Annotated in this window: 15 protein-coding genes; 5 read left to right on the forward strand and 10 right to left on the reverse strand. The window is 53.3% G+C overall.

Translation table 11 applies throughout. The features are described from left to right. Positions 1-125 precede the first annotated feature (125 nt). Together THS27_RS04420 and THS27_RS04425 are read right to left on the reverse strand one after the other, a co-directional pair. Complete coding sequence (locus THS27_RS04420) at positions 126-1,304, reverse strand: fumarylacetoacetate hydrolase family protein (RefSeq protein ID WP_085588281.1); 1,179 nt, start codon at positions 1,302-1,304, stop codon at positions 126-128. A 246-nt stretch (positions 1,305-1,550) separates the two neighbouring features. Then, the gene (locus THS27_RS04425; protein WP_085588283.1) at positions 1,551-2,186 is read right to left on the reverse strand and encodes a trimeric intracellular cation channel family protein; all 636 of its coding nucleotides are present in this window, start codon (positions 2,184-2,186) and stop codon (positions 1,551-1,553) included. A 262-nt stretch (positions 2,187-2,448) separates the two neighbouring features. Here THS27_RS04425 and map point away from each other — a divergent pair, with 262 nt between their 5' ends. Next, complete coding sequence (map, locus tag THS27_RS04430) at positions 2,449-3,201, forward strand: type I methionyl aminopeptidase (protein ID WP_085588285.1); 753 nt, start codon at positions 2,449-2,451, stop codon at positions 3,199-3,201. A gap of 112 nt (positions 3,202-3,313) precedes the next feature. Here map and THS27_RS04435 read toward each other — a convergent pair whose 3' ends face one another. The 6 genes from THS27_RS04435 to THS27_RS04460 all read right to left on the reverse strand — a co-directional run bounded on the left by THS27_RS04435 (position 3,314) and on the right by THS27_RS04460 (position 10,612). Continuing rightward, on the reverse strand, positions 3,314-3,973 hold the full coding sequence (locus THS27_RS04435; RefSeq protein ID WP_085588286.1) for an amino acid ABC transporter permease: 660 nt from the start codon (positions 3,971-3,973) through the stop codon (positions 3,314-3,316). Next, positions 3,970-4,704, reverse strand: coding sequence for an amino acid ABC transporter ATP-binding protein (locus tag THS27_RS04440; RefSeq protein WP_085588288.1), 735 nt, complete (start codon positions 4,702-4,704; stop codon positions 3,970-3,972). The genes THS27_RS04435 and THS27_RS04440 overlap by 4 nt, the downstream gene beginning before the upstream one ends. Beyond that, entirely contained in the window at positions 4,704-5,375 is a 672-nt protein-coding gene (locus THS27_RS04445) for an amino acid ABC transporter permease (protein ID WP_139835474.1), read from the reverse strand. The genes THS27_RS04440 and THS27_RS04445 overlap by 1 nt, the downstream gene beginning before the upstream one ends. Positions 5,376-5,453: 78 nt before the next feature. Next, positions 5,454-6,290, reverse strand: a complete 837-nt coding sequence (locus THS27_RS04450) for an ABC transporter substrate-binding protein (RefSeq protein ID WP_085588290.1) — start codon at positions 6,288-6,290, stop codon at positions 5,454-5,456. A gap of 555 nt (positions 6,291-6,845) precedes the next feature. Continuing rightward, positions 6,846-9,038, reverse strand: coding sequence for a malate synthase G (locus THS27_RS04455; protein ID WP_085588292.1), 2,193 nt, complete (start codon positions 9,036-9,038; stop codon positions 6,846-6,848). A 251-nt stretch (positions 9,039-9,289) separates the two neighbouring features. Next, complete coding sequence (locus THS27_RS04460) at positions 9,290-10,612, reverse strand: MFS transporter (RefSeq protein WP_085588294.1); 1,323 nt, start codon at positions 10,610-10,612, stop codon at positions 9,290-9,292. A gap of 230 nt (positions 10,613-10,842) precedes the next feature. On the opposite strand from THS27_RS04460, the gene THS27_RS04465 reads away from it, so the two are divergent. The 3 genes from THS27_RS04465 to THS27_RS04475 all read left to right on the forward strand — a co-directional run bounded on the left by THS27_RS04465 (position 10,843) and on the right by THS27_RS04475 (position 13,947). After that, complete coding sequence (locus THS27_RS04465; protein WP_139835475.1) at positions 10,843-11,067, forward strand: hypothetical protein; 225 nt, start codon at positions 10,843-10,845, stop codon at positions 11,065-11,067. Positions 11,068-11,122: 55 nt separating this feature from the next. Then, positions 11,123-12,088, forward strand: coding sequence for a TAXI family TRAP transporter solute-binding subunit (locus THS27_RS04470; protein WP_246832835.1), 966 nt, complete (start codon positions 11,123-11,125; stop codon positions 12,086-12,088). Between the two features lie 77 nt (positions 12,089-12,165). Further along, positions 12,166-13,947 carry a TRAP transporter fused permease subunit gene (locus THS27_RS04475; protein WP_085588300.1) on the forward strand — a complete coding sequence of 594 codons (1,782 nt, stop codon included), beginning with the start codon at positions 12,166-12,168 and terminating at the stop codon, positions 13,945-13,947. An 83-nt stretch (positions 13,948-14,030) separates the two neighbouring features. Here the strand turns inward: THS27_RS04475 and THS27_RS04480 are convergent, their stop codons facing one another. Then, entirely contained in the window at positions 14,031-15,068 is a 1,038-nt protein-coding gene (locus THS27_RS04480; protein WP_085588302.1) for a saccharopine dehydrogenase, read from the reverse strand. A gap of 128 nt (positions 15,069-15,196) precedes the next feature. Here THS27_RS04480 and THS27_RS04485 point away from each other — a divergent pair, with 128 nt between their 5' ends. Further along, the gene (locus THS27_RS04485) at positions 15,197-15,811 is read left to right on the forward strand and encodes a TetR/AcrR family transcriptional regulator (protein ID WP_210402820.1); all 615 of its coding nucleotides are present in this window, start codon (positions 15,197-15,199) and stop codon (positions 15,809-15,811) included. Positions 15,812-16,007: 196 nt separating this feature from the next. On the opposite strand, the gene THS27_RS27565 is transcribed toward THS27_RS04485, so the two are convergent. Continuing rightward, positions 16,008-16,310, reverse strand: a complete 303-nt coding sequence (locus THS27_RS27565; RefSeq protein WP_256376750.1) for a PLD nuclease N-terminal domain-containing protein — start codon at positions 16,308-16,310, stop codon at positions 16,008-16,010. Between the last annotated feature and the right edge of the window lie 42 nt (positions 16,311-16,352).

Here is a 16,352-nt window from a genome sequence, read left to right on the forward strand (position 1 = left end):
TGAAGGTTGCCAACTGATCTGGTTTTGATCGATCATTAGGACGATACGACAACACCCCGGACCGTACGGTTCGGGGTGTTGTGTGTTTATAAGGTGGGATCCGGGCGCAGGCCGGGAAGAATCGGTTATAGTAAGCTGCGCGCAGCCAGATTGCGCATCAAGGCTGTAATGCCAAATGACCAGGGTGCAATTTTATCGGACCGGTCCACACGATTGATGAGTGCGCCAAGCTGCGGCGTCGAGATTTTAACGATATCGCCGGTTTCATGGGTAAAGCCTGCACCTTTGGCGCCACGATCCTGGACCGGGGCAAACATGGTGCCTAAAAACAGCATGAAACCGTCGGGATACTGGTGATGTTTGCCAATCGCCTGCCCGACCAGACTTTCCGGCGAGCGGCTGATTTTGCTCATCGAGCTGACACCTTCAAGGTGGAAGCCGTCTTCCCCGTCAATGGTCAGGGCAATATCGGCCGATTTGACATTTTCCAGGGTAAACTCACCGTCGAACAGGCGAATGAACGGGCCGATGGCGCAGGAACCGTTATTATCCTTGGCTTTGCCCAGCAACAGGGCTGAACGCCCTTCGACATCGCGCAAATTCACATCATTGCCCAGGGTGGCGCCAACGATGCGACCGGTTGATGTGACGGCCAGCACCAGTTCAGGTTCCGGGTTGTTCCAATGCGAAATCGGGTGCAGGCCCACATTCGCCCCCTGACCAACCGATGACATCGGCGGGGCCTTGGTGAAAATTTCGGCATCTGGCCCAATCCCGACTTCCAGATATTGCGACCATGCGCCTTTTTCCAGCAGAACCTTTTTAATATCGGCAGCTTTTTCAGAACCGGGCTGGATTTGTGACAGGTCTTCGCCAATAATTTCGGTAATTTCACGGCGAATCTGATCGGCACGCGAGGAATCTCCGCGCGCCTGTTCCTCGATCACGCGTTCCAGCAGGCTGGAGACAAAGGTTACACCGCTGGCTTTAACAGCCTGAACATCGTTGGGGGCCAGAATGTGTAATTTGCCAAGATCTGCATTCGGCGTGCTGTTGGCAAGGGCTTCGTCAAGCGTGCCGATAACGGGGAAGTCGGCGGGGTTGTGAAGTTTTACCACCAGATCTTCGCGTTCAAGAAGCTGGCTGGTGGTGGCACCCAAGGTGCTAATATCGTGTAACGTGCCATTTGCAACCAAAACCGGCGTCGGCCCGCTAACGCGCGGGTCCCAGACCCGGCCAATCAGCATGGCTGTTTCCGTATCCTGTGGCAGAATATTCTGGGCGTTCATCGAATGTTCAAGCATTAAACTGGCCTGTTATTGTCATGAATATCGGGGTGCGTGCCGGGTCTATCCTAGACCTTATCAGGAGGCAGGCAATATGTGATAGCGACTACATCACGGAAAATGTGTTTTATCAATAAAATACCGGATCGCTTTTGCAAAGGGAACATCACGCCGGTTTGATGGCGTCAGATTGTGACCGATCGACAATTTTATGATGCACTTTCATGTGGTTCCGGTTGGCTTGCCGTTCGGTTTGACCCGATTCTAATATTCGCGTCCTGGTCGCGCCCGATAGACCGGAAAGCTAAGCCGGTATTTAAGCGCGGCCGCACGCAGGGCAAAGGCACATAAAAATGCCACCAGCGCCACGGGCTGCTTGGGCAGTTCCAGCATGGCGGTTCCCACCGTGTAAATGGTGGCCCCTAACAGCGCCGAGGTAATGTAGATTTCCGGGCGTAAAATAAGCGGCAATTCATTACAGACCACATCGCGCACCATGCCGCCAAAGGTGGCACTGATCATGCCCAGAATAATCGCGACCAAAGGTGAGAGGTTAAGGTTAAGACCAATTGCGGCCCCGGTTACGCCAAACATGGCCAGCCCCAGCGCATCAAGCCAGATCAATGCAACATAACGCCGTTCCAGCAGATGGGCGGTAAAATAAACCACAATAGCACTGGCAATGCAGGTAATGATCCAGGCGGGGTCGCGGATCCAGAATACCGGGGTTTCACCGGTAATAACATCGCGGACCGTGCCGCCGCCAATGCCGGTAAAGGTGGCGATCAGAATAAAACCGACAATATCCATTTGTCGGCGCGAGGCTTCAAGCGCACCGGTGACAGCAAAAACCGCAACGCCGGTTAATTCCAGCCAGTAGGTCATGTCGGTCATGGTCATTTTGATTGTCCATTGCCAGTTTAATAAGGGCATTTTACCGTGCGAGCATAAAGGGCAGGGCGTAATCCGCCAGCGCGATTTTCGCAAGGCCAGATGCACATTAATGCGTTTTATTTTGTAATCGTGCCAGCATGATCGCGGTATATGCCAGTCAGCCCTGTGCCGGCATGGTTGCCAGCTATTTGTGCGCAATCAGGTGACGAGGCAACGAACATAATGCTGCAATCTTGACTTTACCGGACGAAAATCGCATAGCCTTTGCATGACAATCAAAAACGAAGCTGACCTTGTTGCCATGCGCCGTATCGGACGTTTGTGCGGCGAAATACGTGATCTGATGTGCGCTGCGGCCGAACCGGGCATGACCACTGCCGAGCTTGATAATATCGGTCGTGGCATGCTGGATGCTGCCGGGGCCATTTCTGCGCCCGAAGGGGAATATGATTTTCCCGGGGCAACCTGCATTAGTGTGAATGAAGTGATCGCCCATGGCATTCCCGGGTCACGGGTTATGCAAACCGGTGATTTGATTAATGTTGATGTGTCGGCATCCCTGAATGGTTATTTTGCCGATACCGGTGCCAGCTTTGTTCTTGGCGGGTTTGAAACCCGTGAACCCGAGATTAAAAAACTGTGCGAAGATGGCCGCAAAGCAATGATGCGCGCCATTCGCACGGTGCGACACGGCACACCCCTACGTGAAATTGGCCTGACGGTTGAAAATTTTGCCCGTAAAAACGGGTACAGCCTGATCCGTAATCTTGCCAGCCATGGTGTTGGCCGTTCCTTGCATGAAGAACCCGGTACGATCGCCACATGGGATGACCCGCGCGAACGCCGTACCCTTAAAAAAGGCCAGGTGATTACGATCGAGCCTTTTTTGTCGATGGGGTCGGAATGGGCGACCGAGGATAAGGACGATGGCTGGACGCTGTATGCCGATACTGGCGCGCCCACGGTTCAGTACGAACACAGCATTGTCGTGACTGCCAAGGGATATGAAATTCTGACCTGATGGTTGCAAGATAGAACAAACCCCGCCATCGAAAGGCGGGGTTTGTACATTGTATTACGGTGTTGGCGACGATGATGTCGGCGTGGTGAACAGCGTGCGTTGCAATAGCCGCCTAAAGTCCGGGGACCGCGACTTTCTTTTCCAGCAGCTGCAACAATTGTGCGACCACACTGGTCATGACCACATAAATCGCCGCGATCAGCAAAAAGACCTCGAAAAACTGAAAGGTTTCATAGCCGATTTTTTCCGCACGCGCGGTAATTTCGGTGACGCCAATGGCATAGGCGATTGAGGTATATTTCAGTTCCAAAATCGCCTCGTTGGACCATTGCGGAATAACCCGGCGCAAGGCCTGGGGCAGGATGATGGTGGTAAAGGCCTGAAATTTACCCATGCCCAGGGCGCGCGCCGCCGTCATTTGCCCGGCAGGAACGGAGCGCACGGCACCGCGCAAATATTCCGCCTGATAGGCCGCGGTATTGAGGCCAATGGCAATAATAGCAGCGGTGAGCGGGTCAAATGTGATGCCAATTTCGGGCAATCCCAGATAGATGAATAACATCTGAACCAGCATTGGCGTGCCCCGGAAGATTTCCACATACACCGTGGCAATCGCATAAATGGGCCGGTTGCCATAAATACGCGCCCATGCCAAAGCCAGGCCCAATACCGCCCCGATCGCCATTGCCGAGATCCACAAGCCCAGTGTGGTGGGCAAGCCCTCCAGCACATAGGGCAGATGTTCCATTGCGAAATCGAGCCACGCGCTCATGCGTCGCCTCCGTGTTCAATCACATTGAGAAAGGCACGGGTGCGGTCCTGTTGCGGGGCTTCAAACAATTGCGAGGGCGGGCCCTGTTCAATGATTTTACCGCCTTCCATGAAAATCACTTCATCGGCGGCCTTGCGGGCAAAACCGATTTCATGGCTGACCACCAGCATCGTCATGCCTTCGGAGGCAAGCTTGTTCATCACCGAAACCACTTCGCCGGTTAATTCAGGGTCCAGCGCACTGGTGGGTTCATCAAATAAAATCAGCTTGGGTTCCATCGCCAGCGCCCGCGCAATCGAGGCACGTTGCTGCTGACCGCCCGAAAGCTCCGCCGGATAGGCATCTGCGCGGTCCGACAGCCCCACGCGGTCCAGTTCCTTATAAGCCAGGTCAAGCGCCGCACTTTTGCTAAAGCCCCGTAACTTGCGCGGGCCGATGGCAACATTTTCAACCGTGCGCAAATGGGTGAACAGGTTGAAATCCTGAAAAACAAAGGCGACCTTCTGACGCATTGTATTGAGGTTTTTGGCAGTCAGTTCTTCGCCTTCAACAAAAATCCGGCCCTGGTCAGGCGGGCTGAGATGGTTGACGCAGCGCAGAAGTGTCGATTTTCCCGTGCCCGATGGCCCCATAATGACCTTGGATTGACCCGGTGCCATTTCAAAGGAAACGCCTTTGAGAATTTCCACCGCGCCATAGCTTTTATGAATATTTTCAACACGCAGCAGCATTATGCGTCTCCCCTGTGTTCAAAGCCCGGCAATGCAAGGCGGTTTTCGAGCCGATACAGGGCCCAGTTGCCTGCGCGATTGACGACGAAATACATCAAGGCCACCACACCAAACACGATCAGGATATTTCCCTGGGTGTTCGAAATGATGTATTTGGCCTGACGGGTCAGTTCGACAACGCCGATGACATAGGCAAGCGAGGTTGCCTTTAATTCGCTGGAAAATTCATTGGTCCAGGGGCCGATGGACATGCGCAACGCCTGGGGCAAAACAATATCGCGGATGGCTTGCAGCTTGTTCATGCCCATGGCGCGTGCAGCCATCATTTGCCCTATGGGAACCGACAGAAAGGCGCCGCGAAAAATTTGCGATTGATAGGCGGCAGATCGTAAGCCAAGTGCCAGCACAGCGGCGGTAAACGACCCCATATCAATGTAATCGGTCACGCCGTAATAAAAGAGCAGCAACAGCACAATGGCGGGAATGCCGCGAAAAACGCGCTCGAAGGCGACGCAGGCCAGCCGCAGGCTCCAATGGCCGTAAACTTCCAGGATCGCCAGTATCAGCCCCAGAACAAGGCCCAGGGACAAAAGGCACACAAGTAACCCGATGGCGACGGCAAGGCCATGTGCCAGATAGGGCATCTGGCTTATCAACGTTTCGAAAATCATGTTTTCATGCTCGTTGGAACGAAAAGAAATGCCGTATCGCTGCCCCCTGTATGGCGCAGCAATACGGCCAGCCGTCCGTTACTTTGTGTAACCGGGAATGTCGCCCTGATAGGTATCGACATAGGAAGGCATGGTGGTCGGGATGTCGCGAATGCTTGATTGCGGCGCATAGCGATGAACAATTTCGGCCCACTCGCCGGATTTATAAATGTTCATGATTCCGGCATTGATTTTACCGAGCAATTTTTTGGGATCGCCCTTTTCAACGGCAAGCGCCTGGGGCTGGTTTTGCTGGATGGTCCCGGCGATTTTAATCGGCCGTCCCTTGGCAATGAAATCTTCGGCAGTGTCGGTCGAGGTGACAACAGCATCCAGCCGCCCGGCCAACATGTCGGAAATGGCGGTGACATAATCTTCATAGCCCCGCAAGGTCATATCAACCTTGTCGTTCGAGGCCAGGTTGTCTTCCAGCCATTTATATTGGGTGGCCCCGCCCTGTGCGCCAACAGTGGCGCCGCAGCACATCGCGGTGATCAGGTTTTTGTCGGAATCTTTGGGTACCAGGATTTCATCGTCATTTTCCCACCACGGGATGGTGAAATCGAGAACCTTGGCGCGTTCCGGGGTGACATTCAGCCCGGTAACAAGAAGATCAATGCGCCCTTTGACCAGGGCGGGGATCAGGGATGGCCAGGGCAGATCCTTGAATTCAACATCCAGCCCCTGATCCTTGGCGATGGCCCGCATGGCATCAATCGCGATGCCTTTATATTTGCCATCTTCAACATAGGCCCAGGGCGGAAAAGCGGCTTCAACCCCGGCGGTTAATGTTTCTGCCTGCGCATTAGCCGAAGCCATGGTTGCCATGACAAGCATGGCAGCAGCAGGCGCAAGTTTTCGAAAGATGTTTTTCATTTGTAGCCTCCTGATGTGCTGGTTTGTGAAATGCGTTGTGGTTGCCTCTGAAGGGCAACGGCATTTCCATTTTATGTGTCATTTGAAGTGACGGTGAAGTTTCGTCACCATAATAAGTAAATAAAAGAATGTCTAATATAAATAATTTTCGAAAATATGAGAGGGAATTGAAAAAATTTAAAATGGGTAAGCAAAACTGGTAAGCATAAATGGATATTTTTTTGATTTATGACCGATAATTAGCTTGTTATTTTAAGTATTATTACTGATATACTTAAAAATACACTTTATATTTAAATTCAACTTATGGTTATTTTTGGTTTTATTGTTTCATTACAAAAAAAATCTTGAAGAATTTGGAATGGCAAAGGTCTTTGCGGTGGGTGTGTTGAACGCCAGATATGACAAACCCCGCCACGAAGGGGCGGGGTTTGCTCGTATTTGAAGCCCGGTAAAGCTTGTATCGCTACCGGCTTGGGCTGTTTTTGAGAATAACTGCCGACAAAACCCGTGAGGACCGGTCGGGATCTACAAGGGTTTGTCTTGCAGGGGTAATCAGGCGCCGTATTTGGCCTTGGCTTCGCGACGGCGGGCATGAAGGACGGGTTCGGTATAGCCATTGGGCTGTTCACGGCCCTTGAATACCAGGTCACATGCCGCCTGAAAGGCAACGCTGTTGTCAAAGTCTGGTGCCATATTGCGATAATCCGCATCACCGGCATTTTGCTGGTCCACCACGGCGGCCATGCGTTTCATGGTTTCCATTACCTGTTCTTCATCGCACAGGCCGTGATGCAGCCAGTTGGCAATGTGCTGGCTGGAAATACGCAGGGTGGCACGGTCTTCCATCAGGCCGACATTGTTGATGTCGGGCACCTTGGAGCAACCAACCCCGGCATCAATCCAGCGGACGACATAACCCAGAATGCCCTGGGCATTGTTGTCCAGCTCTGCCTGGATTTCGCTGCGCATCGGGTGCTGATCGCCCAGACGCGGGATCGCTAGAATATCATCCAGGCTGGCCCGGTCGCGCTTGCCAATTTCGTCCTGAACCGCGCGTACATCCACCTTGTGGTAATGCATGGCGTGCAGGGTGGCGGCAGTGGGAGACGGCACCCAGGCGCAATTTGCGCCAGCCTTGGGGTGACCAATTTTGGCTTCCATCATTTCAGCCATGCGGTCGGGTTTGGCCCACATGCCCTTGCCGATCTGGGCAATACCCTTCATGCCGCATTCAAGGCCAATATCGACATTCCAGTTTTCATAGGCGGAAATCCAGTATTGATCCTTCATGGCTTCCTTGCGCACCATCGGCCCGGCTTCCATGCTGGTATGGATTTCATCGCCCGTACGGTCCAGAAACCCGGTATTGATAAACACAACCCGGTCCTGAGCGGCGCGGATGCATTCCTTAAGGTTTACCGTCGTGCGGCGTTCCTCGTCCATGATGCCGACTTTAAGGGTATGTGGCGCAAGACCGGCCGCTTCTTCGGCAAAGGCGAACAGGTCGCTGGTAAGCTGGACTTCTTCGGGGCCGTGCATCTTGGGCTTTACAATATAGATGCTGCCCATGCGGGAATTTGAAACGCTGCTATTGCCTTCAATATCGTGTTTGGCAATCACGGCAGTCATAAGGGCATCAAGGAAACCTTCGGGCACTTCGTTGCCTTCGCCATCCAGTACGGCGTCGGTGGTCATCAGGTGACCGACATTGCGCACCAGCATCAGGCTGCGACCGGGCAGGGTGACTTCCTGACCATCAAAGCCCTGATAGGTCCGATCCGGGTTTAATCGCCGGGTCAGGGTTTTGCCGCCTTTTTCAAATTGTTCTTCCAGTGTGCCCTTCATCAGGCCCAAAAGATTGCGGTAAACCAGTGTTTTGTCTTCGGCATCAACGGCGGCAATTGAATCTTCGCAATCCTGAATGGTGGTCAGGGCCGATTCCATAATCACATCGGCAACACCGGCAGGGTGGTCCTTGCCGATGAAATGAGTCGGATCGATGGAGATTTCGATATGCAGCCCATGATTGCGCAGCAAAATGGCCGTGACGGCATAGTCTTTTTCATTAAAGCCAATAAATTGCGACGGTTGCGCCAGCGCCGTTTCGGTGCCGTCTGCCAATGTTGCCTGAAGCGCCCACCAGCCCGCACCATTATCGCGAACTTCGTATTTCACAACATCAATATGGGCGCCATTGGCCAGAGGTGCTGCATGGTCAAGGAAATCGGCAGCATAGGCCACCACGGCGGCACCCCGTTTGGGGTTAAAGGATTTGCCTTTTTCCTTGCCGTCTTCGGTGTCAATGACGTCGGTGCCATAAAGCGCGTCATATAAACTGCCCCAGCGGGCATTGGCCGCATTCAAGGCATAGCGCGCATTCATGACGGGTACCACCAGTTGCGGCCCGGCAACACGGGCAATTTCGGCGTCAACATTGGTGGTGGTAATGTAAAAATCGTCACCTTCGGGCAACAAATAGCCGATTTCGGCCAAAAATTCCTTATAGGCGGCGGGGTCGCGGGCCTGATCGCGGCGCGACAGATGCCATTCGTCGATTTTGGCCTGCATGTCGTCACGCTTGGCCAGAAGGGCGCGGTTGCGCGGCCCCAGTTCTTTTACCAGCTTCTCAAACGATGCCCAGAACGCATCTGCATCCACTCCAGTACCCGGAAGGACGTCTTTTGCTACCAGGTCATGCAACACGGTTGCAACCTGCAAGCTACCTTTGCTGATTCTTTGGGTCATGTTTCCTCTCGCCAGTGTCATGATTTCACCGGGCACATGTCAGCATGCCCAGCTATCTGGACATAGCATAGGTGCCAGTACCACCCCGGGTCCACCACAGCTTTCAAATCTGTGGGATGTTTTCCGCATTATGGAAAACGTTTGAAAAGCTGAAAGGATCCGGCAGACCGCAACCTTAATTGTACTGCATTTGCGAGGCGGTCAGTAAACCGCACGTTCCATGCCGGTCCGCCTGTGGCAAAACCTACCCTTTATGATCCGCCCTGCGGGGGAACATTGCTGTTGTCGGTAGCATCTTTTTCGGCCTGCATGGCTGTGGATTCCTCGTCGGCGGCGATTTCGTCACCCAGGGGGGATAATTCGGTTACCATAGGTGTTGTGCGCGGCACAGCAACGAATGTTCCCTGTTCTTCCAGTGTAATACGGCGACCAAAACCGGCGCGGTAGGTGGCAAAAACAGCCATGGCGAAAGCCACGATTGAAAACAGCAACGGCAAGCCCCACGGACCGAAATAATCCAGGAACATGGAACCCACAATCGGGCCAAGTGCTGCGGAACCGCCATAAACAATCAACAGGGCGCCGCTGGCAGGGACAAAATCATCCGGTGTCAGATAGTCATTCACATAGGCCACTGAAATGGCATAGACCGGCATGGTAAACACGCCCAGTAAAGCCCCCCAGAAAGACAGGTGGGTGCGGACTGTTTCGGGCATGAGATAAGGCACCAGACCGGTCATGATCAGGCCCACCAGCAAGCCAATAAGAACATATTGACGTGGCACCATGTCTGACGCGCGGCCAATCGGCCATTGCAACATCATACCGCCCAAAATGACAAAAAACATGAAGGTGGCGATGTCGGCGGTGGGCAGCCCCAGATCGGCGGCAAACACCGGACCAACGCCATAAATGGCGCCCGAAAAAACACCACTGCCTGCCGCGCCAACAAACCCGAGTGGCGAAATTTTAAACAGGCGTCGCAGTTTCATGCGTTCATGACTGACGGCCGCAGGCGGGGGTTGGCGGGTCAGGGCGATAGGCACCAGCGACAGCGATAATAAAACCGATGCCAGCGTAAACAGCTCAAACCCGGAAATGGGCGACAGGTTAAGCATGAGCTGCCCCAGTGCCAAACCACCGAGCGATACCGTCATATAGGATGCCATCATGGCACCGCGCGAATTGTTATCGACCTGTTCGTTTAGCCAGCTTTCAACCACCAGATACAGGCCCGACAGGCAAAGCCCGGTCATGGCGCGAAACAGCGCCCATGTGATGGGGTCGACAAATACGGCATGCAGGAGGGTAATGGCCGATCCGGTCGAGGCGAGGGCGGCAAAGGTGCGGATATGGCCAACCCGGTTCACCAGGGACGCGCCCCAGATTATGCCGCCGACAAAGCCGGAATAATAGGACGCCATAATGATACCGGTATAGATCGGCGCGAATCCCTCGGAGGACGCACGCAACGCCAGCAATGATGATTGCAGCGATGACCCTGAATTAAGGGTGAAAGCGGCAAAGAGGGTCGCCGACAGGGCAATTATCATCGCAATAGGCGAACGCGGCATGGCCAACCTCGGGCGTTGCAGTATTTCGAAAATACCCTGCCGGACCAACAGTCATACTGTCAATCTAACAGGGTGAAACATTTATGGTTTTCAGGAACGTATTCCAATCCGGGGTGTTCCCGGAAGCGTTGGGGAAACTTCCCCGAATAGCTTGACGTGATGTGCCGCAAATAGGGTATTTTATCTGCAAATGCCAGCATTCAATGCGCAACCATGGCACGAAAACAAACATGGCAGAAATGTCATTATATAGCGTCGCCCTTCAATTGGGGGTTGGCAAGCCCTTTCACAAGACAATGGCGGATCCAAATGCGATGGAAAATGCTGCGTTGCGACGGGCTGCTTTCATGCCGACAAGTTACTTGACCTTTGCTACCGGGATGCCTTCTATGATTTGGAATTGGTTGAAATTTGCGGAAATTTGCCCTGCCTTGGGCGGAATTTTGCGTCTATGAATAGCAAACGGCCAGATGGAAGATTATGGGGCTGGCCGAAAAACGGGAGGATAGCTTGAAAGTTTTACGTACAATCGGTGTTTTGGCCGCAGGATTGGGCCTGTTGGGCGCATGGAGCACAATGGCACAGGCCGAAACCCGCGTTACCCTTAAATCGGCAAAATCGGCATCGTCCTATTATCAGATGGCAGCCCAGTTTGCCGAAGCCGCCAAAACCGGCACCAACGGCGATATTATTGTGACGGTCGAGGAAAGCCAGGGTTCGGTTCAGAACGTGATGGAAGCCTCGGTACGGCCGGGCAACTATATGTTTACATCACCGCCCGCGCTGGTTGCATCGGCACAGGCTGGCACCGGCCCGTTTAAAGGGCGCCCGACCGACAAGTTCGCCGACGTTCGTGCCCTGTTTCCGATTCCGTCGCTGACCATGCATTTTGTGGCCCGCGCAGATCGCGGTATTAACAGCTTTGCCGATCTTGAAGGTAAGACTGTTTTGCTGGGCAAAGGGTCTTTCGGGGCGAAAGAAGGTGAAAAGTACCTGGAACTGTTTGGCCTGAACGATAAGGTTAAACTTGCCAGTGCCGAATTGTCCAATGCTGTTGCTGCCCTTAAAAACGGGCAAATTGATGCCTTTGTGACGGCTGGCTCGTGGCCTGCCCCCAACGTGATCGAGGCCGCGGCGGGCATGGATGTAAAGGTTTTGTCACTTAGCGATGATCAAATCGCCAAAACCGGGCGTGATCTTGCGGTTATTCCGGCGGGCACCTATAACGGCCAGACGGATGATATTCATACATCCTCTTTGTCGGTTATCGCCTATGCTACCACCGCCATGGATGACGATACCGCCTATGCCCTGACCAAAACCTATTGGGGCCAGAAAGCCAAAATGGGCCAGGATGCCCAGTGGTGGAAAGGTGTTACCCCTGACATGCTGGTGAATATCACCGGTAAAATTCATCCCGGTGCGTTGCGGTATTATGCCGAGGCCGGTTTTCCGGTACGTGATGATCAAAAATAGGCGTCCTTGACGTAATCTGCCCTTGCGGCCCGGTGTGTCAGTTCCTGTTGCACCGGGCCTTCTGTTTCAGGAATATCATGCAATCTGCTTCCCATCCGGGCCTTGCCCGTCCGGTCTGGATCGCCCTTGGGGCTGTATCCATTGTTTTTCATCTGTGGCTGATTTTTTCCGGCCTTGTTCCCAACCTGGTAAGCCGTCCGTTACATATGGCGCTGGCTTTGCCGTGGGCGTTGATATTTGTTGCCAAAACACCATTGCAAAAAGTTAGCGGTACGATTTTAACGGCGATCGGGCTGTTTGGTTGTGGCTGGATCGCGGTGCATCACAGTGAATTATCCGATCAGTACGGGTTTTTGGCCGATAATTTCCAGATCATTATTGCGCTGGCGTTGTTATTTATTGTTCTGGAAATGGCACGTCGGGCGATTGGCTGGCCGTTACCGCTGGTGGCATCACTGGCGCTGGCATACGGGTTCTGGGGCCAATATATTCCCGGTGAATTCGGGCATGGTGGCCTGCCGGTTGAAAGCATGCTGGGCACGCTTACCATTGCCGAAGGTGGCTTATGGGGCAGCCTGACGGGCGTTTCTGTTAGCATTGTTGCGATTTTTGTTATTTTTGGCGCGGTGCTAAATGCTGGTGAAGCCGGGCAGGGCTTTATGAATGTGGCAGGTGCTGCTGCCGGGCGGTTGCGCGGCGGGGCGGCCAAGGTTTCAGTAATTTCGTCGGCTTTGTTTGGCTCAATCTCCGGCTCGGCCTCGGCGAATGTGGCCTCAACCGGGGCTATCACCTTGCCCGCGATGACGCGCCTGGGCTACCCCAAGCGCCTTGCTGCCGCGGTCGAGGCCGTGGCGTCATCGGGCGGGCAGATCATGCCACCGCTGATGGGGGCCGGGGCCTTTGTGATGGTGGAACTTACCGGCCATCCCTATTCTGAAATCATGGTGGCGGCATTACCCCCGGCGATTTTGTATTTTCTGGCGGTATGGATTGGCATTAATGCCTATGCCGGGCGTTATGACTTGCCCGGTCTGCCTGACGAAGACCGGCCAACCCTGCGGGCGGTGGTGATTACATCGGCTTTTTTCCTGGTGCCGTTTACGGTGCTGTTATGGGGCATGTTTGGGGGGGGATATACCCCGCAATATGCGGCGTGCATTGCGCTTTTGGCCGGGGCGGCCTTGTTGTTTCTTGATGCCGGGCTGACCTTTGATTTACGCCGCAGTCGTGATCGATATATCGATGTGTGCCTGAATGCCGGGCGTCAAATTTCCATGATTGCCTCGATTATTCTGTGTGCGTCGATTGTGATTGGTGTTTTGGGCCTCACCGGGCTGGGTGTGAAAATTACATCGCTTTTGCTTTCCGGTTCGGGGGGGATGTTATGGCCCGCCTTGTTCCTGACAGCTATTGCCTGTCTGGTTTTGGGCATGGAAGTGCCGACAACGGCGGCTTATGTGATTTGCGTGTCCGTTGCGGGGCCTGCCCTTGGCGAGTTGGGCCTTGATCCGTTACAGGCGCATTTGTTTGTGTTCTGGTTTGCGTTGCTTTCAACCATTACGCCGCCGGTGTGCGGGGCGGTATTTATTGCCGCAGGTATGGTCGAGGAAAACTGGCTGAAGGTCGCAGGAACGGCAATGTCGCTTGGTGTCGGGTTGTATCTGGTGCCTTTGGCGATGGTGGCAAATCCATCCCTGTTGTTGCTGGGGACCAACCCGGGTTTTGCGATTGGTGCGTCGCTTAAGGTGGCTTTGGGCCTGGGGGCCATTTCGTTCGGGATTATTTCATCGCGAACGTGGCTGGTGCGGCTGGGGCTTATTGCCGTGGGGGCCGCAATTACCTTTCTATTCGGGTTTTAGGACCAAGGTGGATTGAACAGGGGGAGCCGAAAATCGGTTCCCCCTTTTTTGTTGTTCAGGTGTTTTGGGGGATGGGGCTGATGTTAGGCAAACGGATTTTCAGCTTGCCGCCTGGCATCGGGGTCCAGGGTCAAAACCCGGCCGCCGATTGCATCAAGACGGGCAAAATAGCTTTTAGAACCCAGAAGCTGAAAGGGAAAATACAGCCCGGAGGGTGTTGGCGTTTTGCCATCCAGCCCCAATAATCGTTCAAGTGTCATGGCAACGCCCAGTGCCGTCAGAGGCATTTGGCCGTCGGGATGGAAAACTGCCTGATGGAGCTGCAACGGGGTGCCGTCTTTGTCTTTACCGGCAATCTCGATGATGATTTCCGTCGACATCTGTTTGCCCTGACGACGCGAAGATGTAACCCCAACTGCCAGATCAAATGCAATATTGGCGGCGTTTGTTGCCGTTGCCAACCCCATGACGTCATAAGGTGAAAGTGCAACGGCTTCGTGCAGGATGCCGTCGATGGCGCGGAAAGTGGATTTTGTATTTTCACCGACCCGCCAGAAAAAGGCACCGTTTTTGCGCGTTAATGCTGCCGGCAGGGTTTCGCCCAAACGGTGCATGTCAATTTCTGCTGCGGGGCCACCTGAATCTTCTTCATCAAGTAATGCGCCGATTTTTATTGTGTTGATGGATGCAAATTTTTTGGCCATTGCCAGCGCCGGGATCGTAACCGCACCGACAAGCCATTCAGCCCCTAACACAACTGCCGAGGCACCGGGATTGTGCATAAAGGCGGCTACTTCCGGGGCGATTTCTGACGCGCCGGAAGAAATGCTGATATGGGGAATGCCGCGCATTTGTGCAAACCGCAGCCCTGCCAGCGCGTCGTCCTTGAAAAAAATGGCAACTGCGCTGATTTCACGTTTTCCCAGGCCAAGATCTGCGGCTTCAATGTCAATTTTGATGCTTTCCGTATTGTTAAAATTTGCAGCGACTTTTTGTGCTTTGGCAAGGTCTCTTCCGCCAATTATCATCGGAATGCCGGGGTTTTGCGCCTGCAAATATTTTGCTGTTTGCTGTCCGACAAAACCGGCGCCACCAATAAGCAGAATGGGTGCGACTGACATTGTATTACCTTTCAATCTTTCAGGGCTTCACCTAGTATTGCCCCATTAACGATATATGTTACCAAAAGTAACTTACTTAACGTAACTTACTTAACGTAACTTACTTTTGGTAGGTTTTGCAAGAGGGCATGTCATTGGTCAGGCAAGCGACGGAAAAGGGGACGGTAAAGGCTTCTGCCGGGCGTCTTTCGAAGGCCGAAAGACGTGAGCAACTTTTGGGTGTTGCCCAAAATATTATCCGTGAGGAGGGGGCCGACCGGCTAACACTGGCATATCTGGCTGCGCAGGCCGGGGTGACAAAACCGATTTCCTACGAGCATTTTGGGACCCGGGCGGGTCTGTTGCTTGCCCTTTACAAAAAGCTGGATGAAGTTCAGACCAACATGCTTCGCGAAGCCCTTAGCAGTGTGCAGGGTGACGTTGCCGAAACGATTGATATGCTGTCGCGTGCCTATATGCATTGTGCTGCGGATAGCAACGGTGAATGGCATCTTGTTGCGGCGGCTTTGTCAGGAAATGAGGGCGTCGGGCCAGTTCATCAGGAACTGCTTGATAATTATGTTGCGCTTTTCGTATCTGCCATGGTGCCATTTACCTCGCTTGATACAGACGAGTTAAAACGACGGTGTATCGGGCTGGTGGGTGCGGGCGAGGCGCTTTCGCTGCAAATGGTCAATGGTTATTGTACCGAGACAGAGGCCGCACAAACATTTGCCGCCCTTATATCCGGCGGGATTGCATAGTGCTGACTTTGACGTGCTGACGTGCTGACGGGCAGCCTGACAGCATGTTTTTGTTTGATAAGCACCAGGCCGGGGGAAGTATTGCCAGCATTTTCTGGCTTGAATGCAAGAAATGGATGCTAAAATCAATTAGCATCCATTTTCGTATATATTTTACTTGAATCTAATATTTCGGCAGTCGCCGGAAATTATCGTGCTAGGCGCGTGCGCCGCGCGGTCCCGCAAAGAACCAGATAATAAGGCCAAGAACCGGCAGGACAAGAATGAGGATTGTCCATAGAAGTTTTGCGCCCATACTTGCGCCGCTGCCAAATACATTAATAATTGCCCAGATATCGGCAATCAGAATGATAATTCCTAATATGCCACCAAATCCTGTCATAACCCAACCTCGTTTGTTGTTTAAAAGGTGGTTTTCCCCACCCTTGGCTATTTGCCAATTAACAATGAAACGTCGGTTGATGGGTAATGTTCCCGTGGCAATATTTGTATTACCCATCACAGAAACATGTTTTTCTGGCGGTCATCACGCTGTCGGGCG

This window comes from Thalassospira sp. MCCC 1A01428 (genome assembly GCF_002115825.1).
Lineage (GTDB): Bacteria > Pseudomonadota > Alphaproteobacteria > Rhodospirillales > Thalassospiraceae > Thalassospira.

Coding starts and splice junctions, on each gene's coding strand:
- THS27_RS04475 (WP_085588300.1), top strand. CDS start 12,166: ATGCAATCTGCTTCCCATCCGGGCCTTGCCCGTCCGGTCTGGATCGCC.
- THS27_RS04435 (WP_085588286.1), bottom strand. CDS start 3,973: ATGAGCGCGTGGCTCGATTTCGCAATGGAACATCTGCCCTATGTGCTG.
- THS27_RS04455 (WP_085588292.1), bottom strand. CDS start 9,038: ATGACCCAAAGAATCAGCAAAGGTAGCTTGCAGGTTGCAACCGTGTTG.
- THS27_RS04420 (WP_085588281.1), bottom strand. CDS start 1,304: ATGCTTGAACATTCGATGAACGCCCAGAATATTCTGCCACAGGATACG.
- THS27_RS04485 (WP_210402820.1), top strand. CDS start 15,197: ATGTCATTGGTCAGGCAAGCGACGGAAAAGGGGACGGTAAAGGCTTCT.
- map (WP_085588285.1), top strand. CDS start 2,449: ATGACAATCAAAAACGAAGCTGACCTTGTTGCCATGCGCCGTATCGGA.
- THS27_RS04425 (WP_085588283.1), bottom strand. CDS start 2,186: ATGACCATGACCGACATGACCTACTGGCTGGAATTAACCGGCGTTGCG.
- THS27_RS04460 (WP_085588294.1), bottom strand. CDS start 10,612: ATGCCGCGTTCGCCTATTGCGATGATAATTGCCCTGTCGGCGACCCTC.
- THS27_RS04445 (WP_139835474.1), bottom strand. CDS start 5,375: ATGATTTTCGAAACGTTGATAAGCCAGATGCCCTATCTGGCACATGGC.
- THS27_RS04440 (WP_085588288.1), bottom strand. CDS start 4,704: ATGCTGCTGCGTGTTGAAAATATTCATAAAAGCTATGGCGCGGTGGAA.
- THS27_RS27565 (WP_256376750.1), bottom strand. CDS start 16,310: ATGGGTAATACAAATATTGCCACGGGAACATTACCCATCAACCGACGT.
- THS27_RS04465 (WP_139835475.1), top strand. CDS start 10,843: ATGGCAGAAATGTCATTATATAGCGTCGCCCTTCAATTGGGGGTTGGC.
- THS27_RS04480 (WP_085588302.1), bottom strand. CDS start 15,068: ATGTCAGTCGCACCCATTCTGCTTATTGGTGGCGCCGGTTTTGTCGGA.
- THS27_RS04450 (WP_085588290.1), bottom strand. CDS start 6,290: ATGAAAAACATCTTTCGAAAACTTGCGCCTGCTGCTGCCATGCTTGTC.